Source organism: Pseudomonas furukawaii, assembly GCF_002355475.1.
In the GTDB taxonomy this organism is placed as follows: domain Bacteria; phylum Pseudomonadota; class Gammaproteobacteria; order Pseudomonadales; family Pseudomonadaceae; genus Metapseudomonas; species Metapseudomonas furukawaii.
In genome coordinates this window covers 2,911,522-2,929,156 of sequence record NZ_AP014862.1, presented here as the reverse complement: position 1 = coordinate 2,929,156, position 17,635 = coordinate 2,911,522, and the positions used below count along the sequence as shown (strand labels likewise).

24 protein-coding genes and 1 tRNA gene are annotated in these 17,635 nt (G+C 63.0%); 21 read left to right on the top strand and 4 right to left on the bottom strand.

Annotation, left to right across the window (positions count from 1 at the left end; translation table 11 throughout):
* Nucleotides 1-85: 85 nt before the first annotated feature.
* From KF707C_RS13665 to KF707C_RS13630, 9 genes are all read left to right on the top strand, one after another.
* Nucleotides 86-601, top strand: a complete 516-nt coding sequence (locus KF707C_RS13665) for a phage major tail tube protein (protein ID WP_004421808.1) — start codon at nucleotides 86-88, stop codon at nucleotides 599-601.
* Nucleotides 602-670: 69 nt separating this feature from the next.
* Complete coding sequence (locus KF707C_RS29470; RefSeq protein ID WP_004421809.1) at nucleotides 671-826, top strand: hypothetical protein; 156 nt, start codon at nucleotides 671-673, stop codon at nucleotides 824-826.
* A gap of 87 nt (nucleotides 827-913) precedes the next feature.
* Nucleotides 914-1,222: a phage tail assembly protein gene (locus KF707C_RS13660; protein WP_004421811.1), complete on the top strand. Its 309-nt coding sequence runs from the start codon at nucleotides 914-916 to the stop codon at nucleotides 1,220-1,222.
* 8 nt (nucleotides 1,223-1,230) lie between these two features.
* Nucleotides 1,231-1,350 (top strand): GpE family phage tail protein, encoded by a 120-nt coding sequence (locus tag KF707C_RS13655; RefSeq protein WP_004421814.1) that lies wholly within the window; start codon nucleotides 1,231-1,233, stop codon nucleotides 1,348-1,350.
* Nucleotides 1,340-4,021 carry a phage tail tape measure protein gene (locus KF707C_RS13650; protein WP_004421815.1) on the top strand — a complete coding sequence of 894 codons (2,682 nt, stop codon included), beginning with the start codon at nucleotides 1,340-1,342 and terminating at the stop codon, nucleotides 4,019-4,021. The genes KF707C_RS13655 and KF707C_RS13650 overlap by 11 nt, the downstream gene beginning before the upstream one ends.
* A gap of 5 nt (nucleotides 4,022-4,026) precedes the next feature.
* Entirely contained in the window at nucleotides 4,027-4,458 is a 432-nt protein-coding gene (locus KF707C_RS13645; protein WP_004421818.1) for a phage tail protein, read from the top strand.
* On the top strand, nucleotides 4,455-5,453 hold the full coding sequence (locus KF707C_RS13640) for a phage late control D family protein (protein ID WP_004421820.1): 999 nt from the start codon (nucleotides 4,455-4,457) through the stop codon (nucleotides 5,451-5,453). Before KF707C_RS13645 ends, KF707C_RS13640 begins: the two co-directional genes overlap by 4 nt.
* Nucleotides 5,454-5,503: 50 nt before the next feature.
* Nucleotides 5,504-5,830 (top strand): type II toxin-antitoxin system HigB family toxin, encoded by a 327-nt coding sequence (locus KF707C_RS13635; RefSeq protein WP_004421822.1) that lies wholly within the window; start codon nucleotides 5,504-5,506, stop codon nucleotides 5,828-5,830.
* Nucleotides 5,827-6,303, top strand: coding sequence for a helix-turn-helix domain-containing protein (locus KF707C_RS13630; RefSeq protein WP_004421826.1), 477 nt, complete (start codon nucleotides 5,827-5,829; stop codon nucleotides 6,301-6,303). Before KF707C_RS13635 ends, KF707C_RS13630 begins: the two co-directional genes overlap by 4 nt.
* 114 nt (nucleotides 6,304-6,417) lie before the next feature.
* On the opposite strand, the gene KF707C_RS13625 is transcribed toward KF707C_RS13630, so the two are convergent.
* Nucleotides 6,418-7,647 carry a hypothetical protein gene (locus KF707C_RS13625; RefSeq protein WP_004421828.1) on the bottom strand — a complete coding sequence of 410 codons (1,230 nt, stop codon included), beginning with the start codon at nucleotides 7,645-7,647 and terminating at the stop codon, nucleotides 6,418-6,420.
* 204 nt (nucleotides 7,648-7,851) lie between these two features.
* Between KF707C_RS13625 and KF707C_RS13620 the strand changes: the two genes are divergently transcribed.
* Nucleotides 7,852-9,003 carry a PDDEXK-like family protein gene (locus tag KF707C_RS13620; protein WP_004421831.1) on the top strand — a complete coding sequence of 384 codons (1,152 nt, stop codon included), beginning with the start codon at nucleotides 7,852-7,854 and terminating at the stop codon, nucleotides 9,001-9,003.
* Nucleotides 9,004-9,099: 96 nt separating this feature from the next.
* On the opposite strand, the gene KF707C_RS13615 is transcribed toward KF707C_RS13620, so the two are convergent.
* Nucleotides 9,100-9,621 (bottom strand): hypothetical protein, encoded by a 522-nt coding sequence (locus tag KF707C_RS13615; RefSeq protein WP_036992983.1) that lies wholly within the window; start codon nucleotides 9,619-9,621, stop codon nucleotides 9,100-9,102.
* Nucleotides 9,622-9,820: 199 nt separating this feature from the next.
* Complete coding sequence (locus tag KF707C_RS13610; RefSeq protein ID WP_036992993.1) at nucleotides 9,821-10,186, bottom strand: helix-turn-helix domain-containing protein; 366 nt, start codon at nucleotides 10,184-10,186, stop codon at nucleotides 9,821-9,823.
* Nucleotides 10,187-10,250: 64 nt separating this feature from the next.
* Here KF707C_RS13610 and KF707C_RS13605 point away from each other — a divergent pair, with 64 nt between their 5' ends.
* The 10 genes from KF707C_RS13605 (at nucleotide 10,251) to KF707C_RS13560 (ending at nucleotide 16,476) form a co-directional block, all read left to right on the top strand.
* Nucleotides 10,251-10,478 (top strand): DNA-binding protein, encoded by a 228-nt coding sequence (locus KF707C_RS13605; protein ID WP_004421833.1) that lies wholly within the window; start codon nucleotides 10,251-10,253, stop codon nucleotides 10,476-10,478.
* A gap of 12 nt (nucleotides 10,479-10,490) precedes the next feature.
* Nucleotides 10,491-10,679, top strand: coding sequence for a hypothetical protein (locus KF707C_RS13600; RefSeq protein WP_036992998.1), 189 nt, complete (start codon nucleotides 10,491-10,493; stop codon nucleotides 10,677-10,679).
* A gap of 28 nt (nucleotides 10,680-10,707) precedes the next feature.
* Nucleotides 10,708-10,890, top strand: a complete 183-nt coding sequence (locus KF707C_RS13595) for a hypothetical protein (RefSeq protein ID WP_004421837.1) — start codon at nucleotides 10,708-10,710, stop codon at nucleotides 10,888-10,890.
* 33 nt (nucleotides 10,891-10,923) lie between these two features.
* Nucleotides 10,924-11,196, top strand: coding sequence for a hypothetical protein (locus KF707C_RS13590; protein ID WP_004421839.1), 273 nt, complete (start codon nucleotides 10,924-10,926; stop codon nucleotides 11,194-11,196).
* Between the two features lie 4 nt (nucleotides 11,197-11,200).
* Nucleotides 11,201-11,488 (top strand): ogr/Delta-like zinc finger family protein, encoded by a 288-nt coding sequence (locus KF707C_RS13585; RefSeq protein ID WP_004421841.1) that lies wholly within the window; start codon nucleotides 11,201-11,203, stop codon nucleotides 11,486-11,488.
* 2 nt (nucleotides 11,489-11,490) lie between these two features.
* On the top strand, nucleotides 11,491-11,853 hold the full coding sequence (locus tag KF707C_RS13580) for a hypothetical protein (protein WP_004421843.1): 363 nt from the start codon (nucleotides 11,491-11,493) through the stop codon (nucleotides 11,851-11,853).
* Nucleotides 11,854-11,916: 63 nt separating this feature from the next.
* Nucleotides 11,917-12,156: a hypothetical protein gene (locus KF707C_RS13575; protein WP_004421844.1), complete on the top strand. Its 240-nt coding sequence runs from the start codon at nucleotides 11,917-11,919 to the stop codon at nucleotides 12,154-12,156.
* The gene (locus KF707C_RS13570) at nucleotides 12,156-14,966 is read left to right on the top strand and encodes a toprim domain-containing protein (protein ID WP_004421845.1); all 2,811 of its coding nucleotides are present in this window, start codon (nucleotides 12,156-12,158) and stop codon (nucleotides 14,964-14,966) included. The genes KF707C_RS13575 and KF707C_RS13570 overlap by 1 nt, the downstream gene beginning before the upstream one ends.
* A gap of 19 nt (nucleotides 14,967-14,985) precedes the next feature.
* Nucleotides 14,986-15,237 carry a hypothetical protein gene (locus KF707C_RS13565; protein WP_036993001.1) on the top strand — a complete coding sequence of 84 codons (252 nt, stop codon included), beginning with the start codon at nucleotides 14,986-14,988 and terminating at the stop codon, nucleotides 15,235-15,237.
* Nucleotides 15,238-15,309: 72 nt separating this feature from the next.
* A complete protein-coding gene (locus KF707C_RS13560) occupies nucleotides 15,310-16,476 on the top strand; it encodes an Arm DNA-binding domain-containing protein (RefSeq protein WP_004421846.1) in 1,167 nt (388 codons plus the stop codon).
* A 122-nt stretch (nucleotides 16,477-16,598) separates the two neighbouring features.
* Here KF707C_RS13560 and KF707C_RS13555 read toward each other — a convergent pair.
* A tRNA-Ser gene (locus KF707C_RS13555) sits at nucleotides 16,599-16,686 on the bottom strand.
* Between the two features lie 164 nt (nucleotides 16,687-16,850).
* Here KF707C_RS13555 and KF707C_RS13550 point away from each other — a divergent pair.
* Entirely contained in the window at nucleotides 16,851-17,519 is a 669-nt protein-coding gene (locus tag KF707C_RS13550; RefSeq protein ID WP_004421847.1) for a Bax inhibitor-1/YccA family protein, read from the top strand.
* Nucleotides 17,520-17,635: the final 116 nt, after the last annotated feature.

The window sequence follows — 17,635 nt, the reverse complement described above, 5'->3', positions numbered from 1 at the left end:
CCACTCTCCCCGCTTTGCTCCCTTCTCCCTCCGGGAGAGGGGCTGGGGGTGAGGGAGCCCCAACACCGAACCCAGGAGTCTCCCCATGGCCCTGCCCCGCAAGCTCAAGCACATGAACCTCTTCAACGACGGCAACAGCTACATCGGCGTGGCCAAGACCGTCACCCTGCCCAAACTCGCCCGCAAGCTCGAAGCCTGGCGCGGCGCCGGCATGGACGGCCCGGTCAAGGCCGACCTCGGCATGAGCGACGACGGCATCCAGATCGAATGGAGCCTCGGCGGCTGGGACCTCCTGCCCCTGCGCCAGTTCGGCATGGTCGGCGCCAGCGGCGTGCAACTGCGCTGGGCCGGCTCCGTGCAACGGGACGACACCGGCCAGGTCAGCGCCGTGGAAATCGTCGTGCGCGGCCGCCACGAAGAAATCGACCTCGGTGATGCCGAACCCGGGGAAGACACCGAACACAAGATCACCACCACCTGCAGCTACTACAAACTGCTGGTGGACGGCCGCGTCGAAATCGAAATCGACCTGCTCAACTTCATCCTCATCGTCGACGGCCGCGACCTGCTCGCCGAGCACCGTCGGGCCATTGGCCTGTAGGCCCTCCCGCCCCTTGCCGCGCCCAGGGTGTACACTGGGCGCGACTTACTTGCACCCTCCGAGGTCTGCATGTCCCGTGAACCCCTCAACCTGCCGGATGACTATCGTCGCGAGAGCTGGCAGATCGCCGAAACGCATCGCGCCATCGCCGAAGCCGATGAAGGCGACTTCGCCACTGCCGAAGAAGTGAATGCCACCTTGGATAGGTGGACCGACAGCTTGTAACCGCACGAGCTACACACCTCGCTGCTAGGCCGCACCAGGCACCTCCGCCATCTTGCTCGGGACCAACCAATCCCGCCGAGGTGCCCCATGGCCAAAAAAACCGACGCCGACAACACCATCACCCTCGACCAGCCGATCAAACGCGGCGACAGCGAGATCCGCGAACTCACCCTGCGCAAGCCCAGCGCCGGCGAACTACGCGGCCTGCACCTGGCCGAGCTGCTGCAGCTCGATGTCGGCGCGCTGATCAAGGTGCTGCCACGCATCAGCAGCCCCACCCTCACCGAACCGGAAGCCGCGACCATGGACCCGGCCGACCTGCTCGCCTGCGGCACCAGGATCGCCGGTTTTTTGCTGCAGAAGCAGGACCGGGCGGCCGCCTCCCTGCTCGCGTAGAAGACGCCATGGCGGATCTCGCCGTGGTCTTCCACTGGGCGCCCGCCCACATGGACGACCTCGGCCTCGGCGAACTGATGGACTGGCGCGAGCGCGCGCGGGTGAGAGTGGAAAGCGATGGCAAATAATGTGCTGCAGCTCCGCGTGCTGCTCTCGGCGCTCGACAAGGTCAGCGGCCCCCTGAAGAAGATCCGCGACGGCAGCGGCAATACTGCGAAGGCGCTCAAGGCCACCTATGACCAGCTGAAAGCCCTGAATAATCAGCAGTCAGACATCGCCGCCTATCGCAAACACCAGGCCGCCATCAGCGCAACAGCCACCAAGTTGGAAGCGGCCCACGGCAAGGTGCGCCAACTGAAGGCTGAATTGAAGAAAGGCCCCGTACCCGCAACATTCAGGACGGACATGCGAAAGGCCTTGGATGCTGTCAAAGGCCTCACCGACAAGATCCAGGAGCAGCGCAAGGGGCTTGGCCCCTACGCCACAAGCCTGCGGGAAGCAGGCATCTCGGCGAACAAGTTCCGCGAACACGAAACTCGCCTGAAGAGCGAGATTGACGCCACCAACCGCTCCCTCAAGACCCAGAAGGACCGCCTCGCGGCCGTCAGCAAAATCCAAGCCGGGATTCGCACTGCCCGCCGCACCTATGACCAGCGCCGGGCCTTCGGTCGCAGTGCCGCCATGTCCGGCGCCGGCAGCATGGCCGCAGCCTACGGCATCGGACGTGGCCTGTACGCCCCGATCCGGGAAGGTAAGCACTTCGCCCTGGAAGAAAACCGCATCGCCGCCTTCGGCCTGGGAGACGCGGCCAGCGCAGACGCGATCAAGTTCGCCAAGGCCATGAAAACCTACGGCACCAGCGCCACCGACAACATCGCCTTGGTGCGCGATGCCATGGCGGTGTTCGCCGACGTCCACCATGCCGAGTTGGTCGCCCCGACTCTTGCCCGAATGAAGTTCGCCAACGAGGCGATGTTCGGCGAGGAGCAAGGCGCCGACTACGAACGCAAGTTCATGGACATGCTCAAGGTCATCGAGCTGCGCGGTGGTCTTGCCAGCGCCGACGCGTTCAAGCGCCAGGCCAACATCGTGCAGCAGGTGCTCACCGCCACCGGCGGGCGCGTCGGCCCGGAGGAATGGCTGAACGTCATCAAGACCGGAGGTATCGCCGCCAAGGGCCTCAAAGACGAAGCCTTCTACTACCAGATGGAGCCGCTGGTGCAGGAAATGGGTGGCTTCCGCGTCGGTACCGCGATGATGAGTGCCTACTCCAACCTCTACCAGGGCCGCACCACCAAACGCGCTGCTCGGAACCTGGAACGGCTCGGCCTCATCGACCCGGCCAAGATCAAGCATGACAAGGCAGGCCAGATCTCCTTCCTCGATGTCGGCGCGATCAAGGGCAGCGAGCTGTTCCGCAGCAACCAATTCGAGTGGCTGGAGAAGGTTCTGCTGCCCCAACTTGCGGCCCAGGGCATCACCGAGAAGAACCAGGTGCTGGACACCCTCGGCAGCATCTTCTCGAACCGCACCGCCTCCAACCTGTTCGCGCAGATGTACCTGCAACGCGAGCAGATCCACAAGAACGCCGGCCTCAACGCCGGCGCCGATGGCATCGACCAGCTCTATGGCAAGGGGCTGCAGACCGCCCAGGGCAAAGAGCTGGAAATGCTCGCCAAGCGCGCCAATGCCTACAAGCAAATGAGCGACACCCTGCTGCCCGCCTACCTGGAGCTGCTAGAGACGATCACCGAGGCCATCGATGGCATCACTGGTTGGATGAAGGAGAACCCCAGGGCCACGGCCTTGATGCTCAAAGGTCTTTTGGTCGTCGGCGCACTAGCCGCCGCCTTCGGCGCACTGGCACTCACCCTCGCCTCTCTGATCGCGCCATTCGCCGTGGTCAGCTACGGCATGGCCCTGTTCAGGTTCAGGGGGCTCGGTCTTCTGCAATTGCTTGGTGCCCTCTTCCCCAGCCTCGCCGGCTTGGCCACTGCCCTCGCCGGTCCGCTGATAACTGCACTGCGCACCGTCAGCATTGCCCTCTGGGGGCTGGCAGCGAATCCCGTGGTCCTGGTCATCGCCGCAATCGTGGCCTTGCTGGTTGGCGCCGCCTACCTCATCTACCGCAACTGGGACCGCCTCGCGCCTTACTTCCAAGGCCTGTGGGCCGAGGTGAAGGCAGGGTTCCAGGATGGCATTGGCGGCATCCTCAACGTTCTGGGCAACTTCAACCCCTTGGGCCTGCTTTATCGCGCCATGGCCGAAGCGGTGAACTACCTGGGCGCCAACCTGCCGGTGCAGTTCGCCGAGTTGGGCAACATGATCGTGCGCGGATTGGTGAGCGGCCTGCTCAATGGCCTGAGCCAGATCAAATCCGCGATCGGCACGCTGGGCGAAACCACCATCAACTGGTTCAAGACCAAGCTCGGCATCCACAGCCCCTCCCGCGTCTTCGCCGCCCTGGGCAGCGACACCATGGCCGGCCTTGCCCAGGGCCTGGCCGCTGGCGAGCAAGGCCCCCTCGCTCAACTCGGCGACCTGGCCAAGCGCATGACCGGCATCGGCGCCCTCACCCTCGGCATGGCCGGCAGCGCCGTGGCCATCGACAACCGGCCACCGCTCGCCCACAGCCTGCGACCGGTCCAGATCGACAGCCACGACAGCATCCAGATCATCATCCAGCCCCACCAGGGCATGGATGCCCAGGCCATCGCCCGCGCCGTGGCCCAGGAGCTGGACAAGCGCGAGCGCGCCAGGCTCATCCGCGCCCGCAGCGCGCTCTTCGACAGGGAGTAACCGCCATGATGATGGCCCTGGGAATGTTCATCTTCGGCCTGCCCACCCTCGCCTATCAGGAACTCCAGCGGCAAACCGACTGGCGCCACCCCGGCACCTCCCGCGTGGGCGCCCCGCCGGCGCGGCAGTTCCTCGGCCGGGGCGACGACCAGATCACCCTGCCCGGCGTGCTGGTACCGGAACTCTGCGGCAGCCTGCTCAGCCTCGACACCCTGCGCGCCATGGCCGACACCGGCCACGCCTGGCCCCTGGTGGAAGGCACCGGGCGCATCCACGGCCTCTGGGTGATCGAACACCTGTCGGAAACCCGCACCCTCTTCTTCCAGGACGGCGCCGCCCGCCGCATCGAATTCAGCCTGCGCCTGCAGCGCGTGGACGACAGCCGCATCGACCTCCTCGGCAGCGTGCTGGAACCCCTCGGGAACCTCCAGCCATGAACAACCGATACCCCGCGCCCCGCTACCGCCTCACCGTCAATGGCCGCGACATCACCCTCGAGGTCAGCCCCCGCCTTATCAGCCTCACCCTCACCGACCACCGCGGCCCCGAGGCCGACACCCTCGACATCGAACTCAGCGACCACGACGGCCTGCTCGCCATCCCCCCGCGCGGCGCCACCCTGCAGCTGTGGCTCGGCTGGAGCGACACCGGCCTCATCGACAAAGGCACCTTCACCGTCGACGAAACCGAACACAGCGGCCCACCCGACATCCTCAGCATCCGCGCCCGCAGCGCCGACCTTCGCGGTCCCCTCGTCAAAAAGCGCGAACGCAGCTGGCACGACACCACCCTCGGCGACATCCTCCGCACCCTCGGCCAGGAGCACGACCTCGAGCCCGCCATCAGCCCCCAGTTCGACCAGGTGGAAATTCCCCACCTGGACCAGACCGACGAAAGCGACCTCAACCTCATCACCCGCCTCGGCCAGGACTTTGATGCCGTGGCCACCATCAAGCATGGCCGCCTGCTCTTCATGCCCATCGGCCAGGGCGAAACTGCCAGCGGAAAGGATCTACCCGTCGTCACCCTCACCCGCGCCGACGGCGACCAGCACCGCTTTCTGCAGGCGGATCGAGACGCCTACAGCGGCGTGAAGGCGCACTACTACGACCTGGATGGCTCGGAGCGGTTGGAGGCCATTGTGGGCGATGAGGACAACGCCAAGACGTTGCGGCACACCTATGCGGACAGATCGAGTGCGTTGCGCGCGGCGAAGGCGGAGTGGAAGAAGATCCAACGCGGCAGCGCAACGCTCAGCTTCACCCTGGCGCGCGGACGACCAGACCTGAGCCCGGAGTGGCGTTATCGGGTGGAGGGGATCAAGACCGGGATTGGCGCCATCGAGTGGCTTGGGGAGCGGGTGACGCACGAGCTGGCAGATGGGGGAATGACGACGGGTTTGGAGCTCGAACAGCGCACGGGCCAAAGTTGACAATTTAGCAACCACCCCCTAAGGTTGCTAAAACATCAACAAGGACGGACATGCACGTTTTCAAGAAGAAGGCCTTCACTGATGCATGTGCTCAGTACCCCGTGAAGGCCTCCAGCATCATGGAAATCTACAAGGTCCTGGACAAGTCCACCGCTCAGACCCCGCTGGAGCTGAAGGAGACCTTGTCATCGCTGGACAACTTCACCCACCGCCACGGCTGGTGGGTAATCGACATAGGCGGCAATGAACTGCGCCTGATCGCCGCGATCGATTTCGAGAAGCAGCGGATTTTCGTCAAACACATCTTCAACCACGCCGAGTACGACAAGGCAAACAAGTGGTACCGAAGCCCCAAGAACACAGGAGTCATGCCATGAGCGCCGTAGCCATCGATTACGCCCCGACTGCCGGCATCCATGAACTGGCAGAACGCCTGAAGAAAATCCAGCACACCCTTGAGCGCGCCGGCGGCACCATCATCCAGACCATCACCAGCGAAGCCGAGTACGACCGCGCCTTGGCCCTCCTGGACGAACTCACCGAGCAGGCCGAGCAATCCCCACAAACCGAGCGCCTGGTGGACCAGCTCTGCGTCGCCATCAAACGCTACGAAGACAGCGCGCCCCAGTTCGCCGAGTTCAACGCCGGCGTAGCGGCCATCACCGGCGTGCAAATGCTCAGGTTCCTGATGGAACAGAACCACCTCACCGGCTCCGACCTGCCCGAGATCGGCGACAAGTCCGTGGTCTCACGCACCCTCAACGGCAAGCGCACACTGAGCAGTGCGGACATCCAGGCGCTGTCGAAGCGCTTTCATGTGGAGCCGAGCGTGTTCTTCCCAGTGGCCTGAGCCGCCGTCTTTGGCACCGGCCCCACGGGACCGGCGCCAGAGATTCAATGCAAGCAGGCCACGCAATCTCCGCCTGCGCAGGGCGGACTCAGCAAAGTACCCGGCCCACAGGTATCACCCTCGGCACTGGTACTCGCGACCGCCCCTCCAGGACGTCCCACCGGGGCCGACCGGCGAGCCCGGGTACTCACAGGCAACGAAATTCACCGGCGGCCTGACTGGCGTTATCGTCACACTCATACCCGGACGCACCGAGTCACCGCAGACATCCCTGCAATAACCAGGATCTGCCCAGCGCGCGAATATCTCGAAGTTGCAGAGGTTCACAATCCGGTCGTACCTGCCATCTCCACGGGTGCTGTCAAAGCGCACACATTCATGGGCGGCCCGATAGTTGCCGCCACTGCTGACGGGCGTGGCAGCCTGAACCGGCGCCGGAGCGTCACTGATTGTGTTCTGCCCCATCCCCTGGACCTGCGGCATCCCCATGGCGGTACCGGTAGACATCGTGCTCTGGGCAGTGGCTACAACCGGCATCGCAGACACTGCCGTGCCGCCACCCACCGAGCCTGAGTTCTGGGCGGCCTGAATAGCCTGCAGCGCCACCAAGGTGGCCATCGTGTTATCCATCATCTGCTGATTCCCCTTGGAGGTATCAGTGAAGGCCGAAGTGCTGCTACGCGCGCTATTGATGGATGCGAGAAACACGGCCTGTTCAGCCTCGTTGCGCGGGGCAAGTTGCCCCTGGGCAGGAAGCTGGGCACCGGCAAGCTTCTCCACCAGCCTGGCCATGCCGAAAGCGATCGACCGGTTGGCCGCCCCCGTCGCCGTCACGGTCGCATCATGGCAGCCCTGGTGCCAGCGATCGAGCGACGAACTCCCCATGATGTAGGCGCTGTCGGTGGCGGTTTTACCGCCGCTGACTGCAGTCCACTGCACCTCCACGGCTGCAGCATTGGTAGTCGGGCCCGCAGAGCTCCACTTGAAACTCTGGACGCTGGGCACCAGCACCACCGAATAGCCGGGAACGAGCTTGTCAGGCGTGGTCAGATCCACCCGGGCAAACACACGCTCCAGAAACTGCTGTGCCTGCGCATACACCTCCGGGTACGGCCTGAACGCAACGATGCAGGCACTGCCCATGAAGCCTTCAGCGCCCTTCGGCATCGTCAGTTGCAACAGGTTGGGGTCTACCACCAGCTGAACGGCAGCGGGATTCTTCGAACTGACCTGGACGGCGGGATCGGACGGCGGCTCAGCCTCAGCACCGCTGGGCCTCCAGCCCGCGCATCCCGCCAGGCTTGCTCCAAGAACGATCGCCAATGTCATCCTGCTCCAGCTCATCATGCCTCCAAGGCCAACTTTTTGAGCGGAGAATATGGCAAAAAGCCATAGCCCGCGTCATCCAACTGAATGACGTCCAATCACTCCGGTACGAATCACGCGCTTTGCAGCCAGGTGGGCAATGCATCATCAGAAAATCGTTACCTGGCTGAATCTTATGCACGATACTGCGAAGCCCGTTCCACACCACAAGGACGTTCCCGCATGGACGACTTTCTGCAAACCGTGGCCCTGCTGCGCGCAAAGCACCACCGCCCGCCAGGCTTCAATCTCTTCTCCGTGCTCCGCAGTTCAAGCGACGAGGTGCGTCTCCACTCACGCTTCCTGGCATTCCTGCTAGATCCCAAGGCATCCCACAATCAGGGCACCGCGCTGCTCAGGCGCCTGCTGGATCGGCTGGACATCAAGCAGTTCGATGTGGAAAACGCCAGCGTGCTGACTGAATACCAGAACATCGACATCCTCATCCGCAACCCTTCCGGGCAGGCCGTGATCATTGAGAACAAGATTTACGCTGGCGACCAAAAGGATCAACTCTGGAACTATCACCAGCGAATGCAGGCGGAAGGCTACCGCGAGATTTGGACCACCTACCTCACCTTGGATGGCGCCGAGCCCAGCGAGCAGAGCCGCAAGTCCCTGCCTGTGATGCTACTCAGCTACGAAGCCGAGATTATCGCCTGGCTGAAGGATTGCATCCCACTCGTAGCCCGCGAGCCGGGTGTACGGGAAAGCGTTTTCCAATACATCGAGCTACTCCAAAAACTGACATCCAGTGAACAGGGCGAGATCTACATGAGCAAACTCAAAGAGCAGATCCTGCAGGGCGAGAATCTCTTCTTGATCGCCGACATCAATCATGCTTTCAAGGCTGTCCTGGCCGACCTACAGTTCGACATTTGGGAGCGCATGGAGGCCTACCAAGCAAGCCACTACGAGCAGTTGGGTAACCCCGAAATCACAGCCACCAAGGACGCGGTTTCTGCCTATTACAAGAAGGCCAAGAACAGCAAATTCTTCGGCATGACGTTCCCCTTTGGCTTCATGAAAGGCGGGGTGTACATCGAGCTCGACCATCGGCTCTACAGCGGCTACTACTGCGATGGCGAGCAGTTCCCCGAAGACCGAGAGCGCCTAATGGAGCTCAGCCGGGAAATCGCGTCCACGACTCGGAGTACCGGCAACCTGCACTGGCAGTACCCGAAAGTGAATGTGAACTTCCACGCCCCTTCCAATGACGACCTGGCCCTGCTTCGCGATCCAGAAGTACGACAGTCGATCGCCGTAGGCCTGGTCGATGATGCGTACCACTTGTGGGAACGCGCCAAGAAGCACGTAGAGTCAACGACCAAATAGCTTTCAAAGGAGTGGAATGGCTAGTGCTGCACTGAACAAAATGCTAAGGGGACAAGAGAATAAATCTGCCCCCTTTTCCGGCCAAATAGCGGGACGTCACAGCTGACCTGGACGCGCCCGGACGGAAAGTACCTGATCGCCCGCAGGGTTGAAGTCGCATTCGTAGATATGCTTCTGGTATGCACCGAAGCCGTTTTGAAATTCGATCTTGTCACCAATGAAAGTAAGCGTGCCTTGCGCTTGATTCAACCAGCGGAAATGACTGAACTTCGTGTCGAGGACGCCGTCAGTCCAGCGGGCACTGTAATTGGCGAGTTTCACTACCGGGTCTTTGCAGGATGCCCCAGCTCTGATGCTGTACTTGTCCCCCCAGCACTGTAGGTCCTTACGGCATGTTGCATCATCGACCTGCGCTTTCGCTTGCTCCGCCTCAGCCTTTTCGTCGTCCTTACCGCCGGTACACATCGAAATGCCCACACCGATCACCACTATCAGAAACACGAGCCCAATCAACGTTTGACCGGTGGTGATGCCTGGCTCGGCAACGCCGCAGTTGGGGCAGGTTTTCGCGGAGGTATCAACCTGATGCTTGCAGGACTTGCAAGGTTTCAACGCCATTCGTACTACTCCCTTCGCTTCCTTAGAAGAAGCCAGTCATTGTGGCCGACGCATGCCAGTTCGACGCCGAGCTAGCTGATCCTTCTACTCTTCTCATACCACCCGACCGCCTCAGCCCGCATGGCAGCAGTGCGTCCAGCACGCCCTTGTTGGCCTCACGTATGGATCCACTCATCGGCCGTGAGGCTGATCAGCAGGTTCAGCCTGCTCGTTCCTCGATCCGACTCACCGATTGCGCAAGCGCATCAGTAAGCCGCCGCACCGAAGCTTTGTCCTCTTCTGGCAATGATCGGTAGTTCGCCAGGACAGTTGATTCGGCCGGGGTAAGTCCGTCTGCCGTGCTGATATTCCGGCTGCCTGTGAGCACATACATGATGTCCACGCCGATTGCGGCAACTGCCATCAGGTACACAGCGTCCGGGCTCCGTTCCCCCTTCTCATAGTTACGCTGTGTATTGCGGTTTACCCCACCGATTTTCGCCAGTTCTTCCTGCGTCAATGTAAGACGAGTCCTCTCTTCGAATAGCCGATTTCCCAAAGCGCTCGTTTGCAAGCAACCACCCATTCAATTGCGCACTTTTTTATGCGTTCATTCGGCTGGTGAACACGAATAAACACGGTTTCTGACTATGCCCACGCTGCTTTCACCCGAGCAAGCCCGAGCGGTCCTGGACCGCAAGGGCATGAGCCTTGCCCAGTTCTCCCGCCTGCACGGCCTGAACAAGAACCTGGTCAGCGACCTGCTGAACGGCCGCAAGAAAGGTCACCGCGGCGAATCCCACCGCGCCGCCGTGCTGCTGGGCATCAAGGAAGGCGAAGCCGCCTCCCCCTCCGCCACTCCACCGGCCAACCAGTAAGGGACAACCGCCATGTACCCAGACCCTCGCCGCGTTCGTGACAACCGCGTTGTGCTGCGCTTCGACGACTACGAGCACGACCTGATCAAGGCGCTGGCCAACTACAAGGGCGAGCAGCTCGCCACCCTGCTGCGCGAGATGGTGATGCGCGAAGCGACAGCGGTGCTGGGCAGCGCCAGCATCCCCCAGGCCCGCGCCTGAGTGCAGGCCCACACGAGCAGCCGAACAGATGCCAGACCAAACCCTCACCTTCACGCCCGAGCAACTGGAACTGCTGGAGCAGGTCCGCCGGCAGCAGGGGCTGGAGAGCATTCAGCAGGTGGCCGAGTGGCTGGCCAAGCAGGCGTTGCGCAAGCACGCCGACCGGGTCCCCGGGCGAAGCCGGGCCCTGGTGTTGGTGAAGCGGGAATAGCCCTTTCAGCAACCGACCCCAAGGGGGTGTCTCATGAACCTCGATCACCCATCGCCGCAAACCCGCCAGGGCGGCGGCCTCCGAATCCAGATCAGCGGCGGCAGGGGCATGGAGCAGGACGCGGCGCTGCTGCTCATCGCCCACTGCCTGAATCAGGCCGGGTTTCGCACCCACTGCCTGGAAGACGGCCTTCCGATGGACCTGCCGCCCGAGTTCGTCAAACGCTGGGGGGAAGACCTGCTGGCCCGGAGCGCCACCAACACGCTGGTGACCTTGTCCATCCACGACAACGGCGCCGCCCGCTAGCTCCATGAGCACCTACAAGCTCGTCTGCCCCCACTGCCACAGTCGCATGCGTATCCGCACCAGCGAGGGCACGCACATTTTCCTGCGCATCGCCTACCTGCAGTGCTGCAACGAAGCCTGCGGCTGGAGCGTGCGCGCCGAGTTCGAGATGACCCACGAACTCAGCCCCAGCGGCATGGCCAACCCGGCCGTGCAGCTGCCCCTGGCGGACAGGGCCCTGCGACGGGCCGCGATGATGTCCGCCACCCCCACCTCTCAACTGGATCTGCTGGATTCACTGATGGAGGCCTGACCATGACCCCGGAATCCCTCGACTACCGCAGCAGCATGCAGCACGCCGCCCTGGCGTACCTGCGTCGCCACCGCGAGCAGTACCTGGGCGACGCCGATCTGCTGTTCGACAACTGTGTGCGCCACCTCACCACCGGGCTGGAGGTGCCGCTGTTTCTGGCGCAGCGCGTCAGCCAGCTGGCCTGGAACGAGCTTCACGGCCGGCCGGAGCCCCTGTGGCTGGGCATCGACTGGTGTGCGGACCCGCACGCCACCATCGCCTACCTGGTGGATGCCCGCGCCAACCTGCGCTTCCCCATACCGCTCCGCCTGTTGCCCCAGCGCCTGCTGGACCAGCGCCCGGCCACCCCCGCCGGCCACTCCTGAACCCGTCCCGCCCTCACCCACGCCGTGGGTTTGGGCGAGCTACGCCCGCACGAGGACCTTGGCATGTCTCACACCATCAAGCTGGACCTGGAGCTGACACCGCGGCAGGTAAGGGCCTATCACCGCTTCCTGGTGGCGCAGTACGAGCACTCGATGCAACTGCAGTGGTTCGACGATCGCTACCGCTATGTGCCGGCGCCCCTGCGCACCCGGCGCATCCTCGATGACCACCCGGCACTGCTGGCCCTGTTCCGCACCCTGCAGGCGGCACGCCACGCGGTCAGGGAACTGGAGCTGCACTGATGAGAGAGGTTCTGCGCGAGGAGTTGCTGCGCCGGCTGCAGGCGGACTACGGCCTGCAGCCGGTGAAAGGCACGCTGTACATGCGCAAGGGTGCCTGTCCGGCCTGTGGCCATCGGGAACTGTACAGCCGCATGGACTCGCCCTGGACGGTTCACTGCGGGCGCGAGAGCAAGTGCGGCCAGCAGTGGCACGTCAAGGAGCTCTATGAAGACCTGTTCGACGACTGGAGCGCCCGCGCTCCGGCAACCGAGCAGCAGCCCAGCGCCACCGCACGGGCCTATCTGGAGTTTGCCCGGGGTTTTCGGCTGGAGCTGATCGAGGGCTGGTTCAGCCAGGAGAACTACTGGTCACGGGAGCTGGGTGAAGGGTCGGCCACGGTGCGCTTCGCCCTGGAGAAAGGCGGCTACTGGGAACGGCTGATCGACCGCCCTCACCGTTTCGGCAAGCAGAAAGCGCGCTTCAAGCCCGGGGACAGCTACAAGGGCGCGTGGTGGTGTCCGCCCTGCGTGGACCTGTTCGAGGTCCAGGAGCTGTGGATCGTCGAAGGCATCTTCGATGCCATCGCCCTGGTGCATCACGGCATTTCGGCGGTGGCAGCGCTTTCGTCCAACGCCTTTCCCGAGGAATCCCTCAAGGCCCTGGCGCGCAACCGGGGCGGCAAGCTGCCCAGGCTCGTCTGGGCCCTGGACAACGAACCCGGCGCGCACCGCTACACCCGCCGCTGGGTGAAGCAGGCGCGGGAGCTGGGATACAGCTGCGAGGCGGCGCAGATACCCCAGCCCGACAGCCGCAAGCTGGACTGGAACGACCTGCACCAGCGCTGGTGCTTCGAGGGAGACGAGAGCAGGCGCGCCGAGCTGCGGGAGCGCGCCATCAGGGAGGCTCGCCATCACGGGGCGTTGCTGCTGGCTGAAAGCGCCTCGGAGAAGGCGCTGCTGATGTACGAATGGCGGGAGCGCCAGGAGTTCCACTTCGGCTTCGAGCGGCGCCTGTACTGGTTCAAGCTGGACCTGGACAAGTACAACAAGGCCGTTCAGGCGCTGGAGAACAGCGACCACCAGGACGACCAGTTGCTGAATGATCGACAGGTGCGCGAGAAGGCCCTGCGCCAATCCGGCTGCGTGACGGAAATCGCCAACTGCTACCCGCAGGCCCTGTACTTCCAGCGCAACGAGATCACGGACGAGTCCTGGTACTACTTCCGCGTGGACTTTCCCCACGACGGGCCAAGCGTGAAGAACACCTTCACCGGTGCCCAGGTGGCAGCAGCCAGCGAGTTCAAGAAGCGCCTGCTGAGCATGGCCGCCGGCGCGGTGTTCACCGGCAGCGGCCAGCAGCTCGACAAGATCATGAAAGACCAGCTCTACAGCCTGAAAACCGTAGAGACCATCGACTACGTGGGCTACAGCAAGGAGCACGGCTGCTACCTGTTCGGCGACGTGGCCGTGCGCAATGGCGTGGTGAACCAGGTGAACGCGGAGGACTTCTTCGAGTTCGGAAAGCTGCGCCTGAAATCCCTGCAGAAATCCATCGTCATCCGCCCGCAGCGGGATTCGAAACGCTACGACGAGGCGTGGCTGCCCCTGCTCTGGACCTGCTTCGGCGCCCAGGGGCTGGTCGGGCTGACCTTCTTCTTCACCTCGCTGTTCGCCGAGCAGATCCGCGCCCGCTGGCAGTCCTTCCCCTTCCTGGAAATGACGGGCGAGGCCGGCGCGGGGAAATCCACCTTGCTCATGTTCCTCTGGAAGCTGCTCGGCCGACCCGGTTACGAGGGCTTCGACCCGTCGAAATCCTCTGTCGCGGGCCGCTCCCGCCTGATGGGTCAGGTCGCCGGCATGCCGGTGGTACTGATCGAGGCCGACCGCAGCGAGCCGGACCGGCTGCACCTGAAGTCGTTCGACTGGGACGAACTGAAGGACTTCTACGGGGGTGGCACGCTGCGTACCCGGGGCATGAAGACGGCTGGCAACGAAACCTACGAGCCGCCCTTTCGCGGCACCATCGTCATCAGCCAGAACGCTCCGGTAAGCGCCTCGGAGGCGATCCTCACGCGTATCTGCAAACTGCACTTCGTTCGCCCCAGGGTGACCGACGAGAGCAAGACGGCAGCGGAAAACCTCAGCGCACTGGACGGCGAGAAGCTCAGCCACTTCCTGCTGCGTGCCGTGAAGCACGAGGCGCAGGTGCTGGAACGCTTCGCCGAGTGCCTGCAGGCGCACGACGCGCGCCTGCGGCGCATGCACAGCCATTGCTTCGCCTGCGGGCAGGCGTTCGACCCCCGCGACGAGAAGGCCGCCTGCAGCCACTGCGGCAACCGGGTGCGGGGGCAGATCCGCGTAGAGCGCATCATCAAGAACCACGCTCAGCTCCTGGCCGGACTGGATTGCCTGCGGCTGGTGGTGAAACTCAGCGAGCACCAGGTCAACGAAACCCGCCTCTACCTCGCCGCCATGGCCCTGGAGCGCCAGTCCGCCATCAGCGCCGATCACCCGGCCGTAGCGGAGTTCTGGGAGGTGTTCGAGTACCTGGAGAGCCTGGACGACGGCCCGGTGGTGAACCACAGCAAGAACCCGGAACTCATCGCCATCAACCTCAACGAGTTCATCCAGCGCGCCAGCGAGCACCGCCAGCAACTGGCCGACGTGGCCACCCTGCGCGAGGTGCTGCGCAACAGCCGCTCCCGCAAGTTCCTGACCCCCAGCAAGGCCGTGGACAGCGCCGTGCGCAGCTATCAGGCGCAGCGCAACCCGATGCTGGGCAGGCCGGGGACGGTGAAGTGCTGGATGTTCCGCAACTCGGGAGTTGCCTAGCCCTCAAGGAGGGAGAACCATGAGCGAACTGGCGCATCTCTGCGGTCGCCGCTGCGGCAAGGCGTTGCAGCAACTGGCGCAATACGCCAACCGGGAGCACTGGAGCATTTCCCGGACTCGAGGGGGTCACCTGTGTTTCAGGAAGCCCGGCCGGCCACCGGTGTTCAGTAGCAGCACGCCCAGTGATTGGCGATCATCACGCAATGCTCTGGCGCAACTCATCCGCGCCGACAAGCACGCGCAACCGCAGCGAAGCCGACCAGGCCACTAGCGCCGGGCACAATCTCGGACGCGCATTCCCCCGGTGCTACGGGCACTTCCACGGAAGAGGATTGAGAAGGCCATGCCAGAAGGCGTCGAGGTTCGCGGCAACAGCGTCCGAATCTACTTCCGGTACCAGGGCGAGCTGTGCCGGGAGGCTATCCCCGGCCCCGCGACACCGGAGAACATCGCCAACGCCGAACGCATAGTCGGCGTCATCAACTACGAGATCGAGGCCGGCACCTTCAGCTATGCCCGGCACTTCCCCAACTCCCCGAAGATCCAGACCAACACCTTCGGCCACTACATCGACCTCTGGCTGGGCATCAAGCGCAACCAGATGTCGGCCTCCGGCATTCGCAGCCACGAGAGCCGCATCGAGCACCACATCCGTCCGCGCTGGGGGCCTGTGCATGCCGACCAGATCGACCACCTGGACCTGCAGGAATGGCTGCAAGGCACCCTGATGCCAAAGCTCCATAACAAGACCGTGCGGGAGATTCTGAGCATCGTGCGGCAGATCTTTCGCCTGTACCGCACACGCAACCGATCCGCCCATGATCCAACCGACGGCATCGTCGTGACCCTGCCGGACTCGGACGACCCCGACCCGTTTACGCGGGAAGAAATCGACCTGATCCTGGGCACCGAGACCCATAGGCCCCAGGAACTGAACCTGATCCAGTTCATGATCTGGAGCGGCCCCCGGGTTTCGGAGGCGATTTCCCTGGCCTGGGAAGACGTCGACCTCAAGGCCGGCACGGTGCTGTTCCGCAGGGCGAGAGTACGCAGCCGCTACAAGGTCACCAAAACCCGTCGCTCGACCCGCGAAGTGAAGCTGCTGGCACCGGCCCTGCGCGCCCTCGAGGCCCAAGCCATGCTGACCAGGGACCTGGCACCGGTGCAGATTGAAGTGACCGACCGCGACAACCGCACTGTCCGCCGCCAAAGCGTACGATTCGTGTTCCACAACGGCGGGACCGGCCAGCCCTATTCGACCTCGGACAACCTGCGTAACGGCTGGTGGAAGACTCACCTGAACAAGGCCAAGGTCCGCTACCGCGGCCCCAACCAGTGCCGCCACACCTTCGCCAGCCAGATCCTCAGCAGCGGCGTCGCCTCGCCTGAGTGGATCGCCGACCAGCTGGGCCACACGTCCACGGCCATGGTGTTCAGGCACTACGCAAAATTCATCAGCCAGGACGGCCCCGACATCGTGGGCATGCTGAACCGCGCACTGGACCTCTAAAACGACACTGGGGGCCCCTCTTTCGAGAAGGCCCCCAGCACCCGCTTGTTCCCAAAATGTTCCCAAATCGCTCCCATTTGGCGATTTTTGAGAACTTTTTCCTTTAAAAACAAGCACTTATATGGCGGAAGCGGTGAGATTCGAACTCACGGAACCTTTCGATTCGGCGGTTTTCAAGACCGCTGCCTTAAACCACTCGGCCACACTTCCGAATGCAATGCGCGAGGACACTCAAAGAAGTACCAGCGCTTGCGCGGGGCGCCATAGTACCGGAACGCAACACGCTGTCAAACTCTTGCAATTGGCCGCCAGGAAGCCTCTGTTAATATCCATCACTGACCAAGGTCACGGAGACCATTCTCGGGAGTGTCGCGATGAACGAACAGAACTACGCCATCAATACAACGCAGGCCGAACAGCTGGAAGTCAGCCGGGTCCTGCGCAACACCTATGGACTGCTGGCGCTGACCCTCGCCTTCAGCGGGCTGGTTGCCTATTTCGCACAGCAGTTGCGCGTACCCTATCCCAGCATCTTCGTGGTACTGATCGGCTTTTACGGACTGTTCTTCCTCACCGTCAAATTGCGTGATTCAGGCTGGGGCCTGGTCTCCACCTTTGCCTTGACCGGCTTCATGGGTTACACGCTCGGCCCGATCCTCAACCGTTATCTCGACCTTCCAAACGGTGGCGAGGTTGTGAGTTCAGCCTTTGCCATGACCGCGCTGGTGTTCTTTGGCCTCTCCGCCTACGTACTGACCACGCGCAAGGACATGAGCTTTCTGGGTGGATTCATCACCGCCGGATTCTTCGTCCTGATTGGCGCCATGCTGGCCAGTTTCTTTTTCAACATCAGCGGTCTGCAATTGGCCATCAGCGCCGGCTTCGTGGTGTTCTCCTCGGTCTGCATTCTCTATCAGACCAGTGCGATCATCCACGGCGGTGAGCGCAACTACATCATGGCCACGATCAGCCTGTACGTGTCGATCTACAACCTGTTCATCAGCCTGCTGCAACTGATTGGCGTTATGGGCAGCGACGATTGATCAACCGCCAATCACGCCTCGAATGAGCCCGCTTCGGCGGGCTTTTTTCTGCCTGGACGGACAAACCGGAGCTTCTGGCCTTATCATTCCCGGTGTTTTCCATTCGCCCGAGCGAC

Coding starts and splice junctions, on each gene's coding strand:
- KF707C_RS13660 (WP_004421811.1), top strand. CDS start 914: ATGGCCAAAAAAACCGACGCCGACAACACCATCACCCTCGACCAGCCG.
- KF707C_RS13650 (WP_004421815.1), top strand. CDS start 1,340: ATGGCAAATAATGTGCTGCAGCTCCGCGTGCTGCTCTCGGCGCTCGAC.
- KF707C_RS13665 (WP_004421808.1), top strand. CDS start 86: ATGGCCCTGCCCCGCAAGCTCAAGCACATGAACCTCTTCAACGACGGC.
- KF707C_RS13560 (WP_004421846.1), top strand. CDS start 15,310: ATGCCAGAAGGCGTCGAGGTTCGCGGCAACAGCGTCCGAATCTACTTC.
- KF707C_RS13615 (WP_036992983.1), bottom strand. CDS start 9,621: ATGGCGTTGAAACCTTGCAAGTCCTGCAAGCATCAGGTTGATACCTCC.
- KF707C_RS13655 (WP_004421814.1), top strand. CDS start 1,231: ATGGCGGATCTCGCCGTGGTCTTCCACTGGGCGCCCGCCCACATGGAC.
- KF707C_RS13630 (WP_004421826.1), top strand. CDS start 5,827: ATGAGCGCCGTAGCCATCGATTACGCCCCGACTGCCGGCATCCATGAA.
- KF707C_RS13590 (WP_004421839.1), top strand. CDS start 10,924: ATGAACCTCGATCACCCATCGCCGCAAACCCGCCAGGGCGGCGGCCTC.
- KF707C_RS13580 (WP_004421843.1), top strand. CDS start 11,491: ATGACCCCGGAATCCCTCGACTACCGCAGCAGCATGCAGCACGCCGCC.
- KF707C_RS13605 (WP_004421833.1), top strand. CDS start 10,251: ATGCCCACGCTGCTTTCACCCGAGCAAGCCCGAGCGGTCCTGGACCGC.
- KF707C_RS13595 (WP_004421837.1), top strand. CDS start 10,708: ATGCCAGACCAAACCCTCACCTTCACGCCCGAGCAACTGGAACTGCTG.
- KF707C_RS29470 (WP_004421809.1), top strand. CDS start 671: ATGTCCCGTGAACCCCTCAACCTGCCGGATGACTATCGTCGCGAGAGC.
- KF707C_RS13600 (WP_036992998.1), top strand. CDS start 10,491: ATGTACCCAGACCCTCGCCGCGTTCGTGACAACCGCGTTGTGCTGCGC.
- KF707C_RS13625 (WP_004421828.1), bottom strand. CDS start 7,647: ATGAGCTGGAGCAGGATGACATTGGCGATCGTTCTTGGAGCAAGCCTG.
- KF707C_RS13610 (WP_036992993.1), bottom strand. CDS start 10,186: ATGGGTGGTTGCTTGCAAACGAGCGCTTTGGGAAATCGGCTATTCGAA.
- KF707C_RS13645 (WP_004421818.1), top strand. CDS start 4,027: ATGATGATGGCCCTGGGAATGTTCATCTTCGGCCTGCCCACCCTCGCC.
- KF707C_RS13570 (WP_004421845.1), top strand. CDS start 12,156: ATGAGAGAGGTTCTGCGCGAGGAGTTGCTGCGCCGGCTGCAGGCGGAC.
- KF707C_RS13640 (WP_004421820.1), top strand. CDS start 4,455: ATGAACAACCGATACCCCGCGCCCCGCTACCGCCTCACCGTCAATGGC.
- KF707C_RS13565 (WP_036993001.1), top strand. CDS start 14,986: ATGAGCGAACTGGCGCATCTCTGCGGTCGCCGCTGCGGCAAGGCGTTG.
- KF707C_RS13620 (WP_004421831.1), top strand. CDS start 7,852: ATGGACGACTTTCTGCAAACCGTGGCCCTGCTGCGCGCAAAGCACCAC.
- KF707C_RS13635 (WP_004421822.1), top strand. CDS start 5,504: ATGCACGTTTTCAAGAAGAAGGCCTTCACTGATGCATGTGCTCAGTAC.
- KF707C_RS13585 (WP_004421841.1), top strand. CDS start 11,201: ATGAGCACCTACAAGCTCGTCTGCCCCCACTGCCACAGTCGCATGCGT.
- KF707C_RS13550 (WP_004421847.1), top strand. CDS start 16,851: ATGAACGAACAGAACTACGCCATCAATACAACGCAGGCCGAACAGCTG.
- KF707C_RS13575 (WP_004421844.1), top strand. CDS start 11,917: ATGTCTCACACCATCAAGCTGGACCTGGAGCTGACACCGCGGCAGGTA.